Source organism: Mycobacterium sp. E3298 (genome assembly GCF_001666895.1).
Lineage (GTDB): Bacteria > Actinomycetota > Actinomycetes > Mycobacteriales > Mycobacteriaceae > Mycobacterium.
On the sequence record NZ_LZJB01000073.1, the window covers coordinates 1 to 2,276 of the forward strand.

The 2,276-nt window shown below is 64.4% G+C and carries 4 protein-coding genes; all 4 read right to left on the bottom strand.

Annotation, left to right across the window (positions count from 1 at the left end; translation table 11 throughout):
* On the bottom strand, positions 1–471 hold a 471-nt coding region (locus A9X05_RS03060), incomplete at its 3' end, for an ESX secretion-associated protein EspG (RefSeq protein ID WP_197498892.1).
* Positions 472–558: 87 nt separating this feature from the next.
* Positions 559–843 (bottom strand): WXG100 family type VII secretion target, encoded by a 285-nt coding sequence (locus tag A9X05_RS03065; protein ID WP_046184805.1) that lies wholly within the window; start codon positions 841–843, stop codon positions 559–561.
* Positions 844–893: 50 nt separating this feature from the next.
* Complete coding sequence (locus A9X05_RS03070; protein WP_007168951.1) at positions 894–1,190, bottom strand: WXG100 family type VII secretion target; 297 nt, start codon at positions 1,188–1,190, stop codon at positions 894–896.
* Positions 1,191–1,476: 286 nt separating this feature from the next.
* Positions 1,477–1,776, bottom strand: coding sequence for a PE family protein (locus A9X05_RS03075; protein ID WP_047324320.1), 300 nt, complete (start codon positions 1,774–1,776; stop codon positions 1,477–1,479).
* Positions 1,777–2,276: the final 500 nt, after the last annotated feature.

The following is a 2,276-nucleotide window of genomic DNA, read 5'->3' on the forward strand; positions in this document are numbered from 1 at the left end:
GGCGTCCAACACCAGGGAGGCGATCGAGGCGCTGTCGGCGATGGCGACGTCGTCGACGGTGATGTCGCCGCCCACCCGTACCGCCGAGACCCAGTGCTGGCCGCGACGGGCCAGCACCACCCGGAACTCGTTGTCGGGGATGTCACGCGACCCGGGCGGCTGGTTCTCGTCGTCGACCACGCCGTATAGCAGCTTGCCCCGCGACAACAGGGCGATGACCTCGAGGTCCGGCGCGGCAAGCACCCTCATCCGTGCGGCCACATGCTCGTTCACCTGATCGTTTTCGACGATGCCCTGCTCGCGCATCACCGCCATGCCGGGATGCTCGTTGAGCCAGTCGCTCGAGTCGGTGGAGACGAATGGCCGGCACCGCAGCTCCGGCGCGACGTGCCGGATGTCCAGGAGCGCCTGGAGCATCCAGAAGCCGTCGACGTTAACGGTGATGTCGGTACGGGCGGTCTGTTGGTCCATCAATACCTCAAGGGGTCAAAGTGCACGGTAACCGCAGGACGCGGCAGCACACCGATGTCTGGTGTGCTGCCGCGCCTGAAGTTGGGGTTAGGCCCAGCTGGACCCAACGGCGCTGTCGGTGCTGGCCATGTTGTTGCCGGCGCTCTGCACCTTCTGCCCGTGGGCGTTGGCCTGCTCGTAGATCACCTGGAAGTTGCGACCCAACTGGGTGATGAACTCCTGGCAGGCCACCGAACCGGCACCGCCCCAGAAGTCACCCGCAGCAAGCACATCGCGAACGATGGCCTGGTGCTCAGCCTCCAGAGACGCGGCCTGGGCGCGGATCAAGGCACCGTGGGCGTCGACATCGCCGAACTGGTAATTGATTGTCATAACGGTGTTCTCCTAATGTCTGGAATGGTACGCAGCCGCGGTTTTTAGCGCTAGCTGCTGAGGATTTGCTGCGAGGCCTGCTCTTGCTGCTCGTAGTTGTTCGCGTCGCGGATCAGTCCATCGCGCACACCGTGAAGCATGTTGACGATGTTGCGGAAGGCCTGGTTGACCTGGCCCATGGTGTCGTACGAGGTCGCCTGCGCCTGGCCGCTCCAGCCCGAGCCGGCGATGTTCATCGAGGACGCCCACATCTTGCGGGCCTCGTCCTCAACGGTCTGGGCGTGCACCTCGAAGCGGCCCGCCATCGCCCGCATCTCGTGCGGGTCGGTCATGAAACGTGTTGCCATGTGGCTTTCTCCTTATTACGTGATTACTCAGATACCTGCTGTGGTGACGACGATGGCCGGACCGGTTACGCGCTGGCGAACCGCCGTGCCGAATGCAAAAGGATGATCCCCCCTTCCCGTCAGCCGGCGGCCACCGGTCGCTGGAACACGGTGAGACGGACGTCAAACCCGAACTCCGGCGTTTGAGTTGTCCGGCCGTCAGCCCCCGAGATCGTCGGTAGCTGGGCGGTCAGGTCGGAGCGCACGTCGAAGACGTCCCGTCCCAGACCCCGAACCGCCAACCCGATCAGCCCGCAGCAGCTGCGTTGATTGCCTCGGTCGCAGCGTACGAGCCAGAGCTGGTCGACAGCGTGTTCACGAACGCCTCGTGAATGGCGGCGGCCTGGGCACTGACCGCCTGGTACATCTGCGCGTGCGCTGCGAACTGCGCCGCCGTCAGCGCCGACACCTCGTCGGCGGCCGCGGGCACCACCCCGGTCGTGGGGGCGGCGGCAGCCGCGTTCTGGGCGCTCAACGTTGAGCCAATGGCCTGCAAGTTTCCGGCCGCCGCAGCCAGAGCCTCGGGCTGTGTGGTCACGAACGACATACTTGGTTCCCTCCTAGTTCAATCCCCGACTCTGCAGAGACTAGATGACAACGACCTCTGAAGCTGTTTCGGAAGCCGTCAGTTTGCAACTGTTCACGTGACGGTACGACGAATTCACTTTTAGTAACGTCAGAGTAACAGCGTCCCGCCTCGATCGCCTCCCCTTACAGCAAACTGTGACCAACCCGGTCACCGAAGTGCCTGGTGCGAGTTTCCCAGGTTGGCGTCGCAGGGCAGGACCGGAAAAAATCTGGCTGCCGAATATTCGCTGCCGCTCGGCTAGCAACCGGTGAATGGGCCGCCGACGGCCGCCCGACGGGCCCCCTGAAGCCCCGTCGGAAGCCCGCGAACCGAGCCTTGTGTAACCCATCCTGTCAACCCTTTGACCGAGGTGCTGAATGACCGAATCCGGCTATCCGGCGAAGGGTGGGCGGGCCATGACCGTCGACGACGTCGCCATCGCCGACAGCGCCTCGATCGCCTCCCTGGTGTTGGACGCC

What these genes read in the sequence shown, in the direction of transcription:
- A9X05_RS03065 (WP_046184805.1), bottom strand. Translation starts at nt 843, where the DNA reads ATGACAATCAATTACCAGTTCGGCGATGTCGACGCCCACGGTGCCTTG.
- A9X05_RS03070 (WP_007168951.1), bottom strand. Translation starts at nt 1,190, where the DNA reads ATGGCAACACGTTTCATGACCGACCCGCACGAGATGCGGGCGATGGCG.
- A9X05_RS03075 (WP_047324320.1), bottom strand. Translation starts at nt 1,776, where the DNA reads ATGTCGTTCGTGACCACACAGCCCGAGGCTCTGGCTGCGGCGGCCGGA.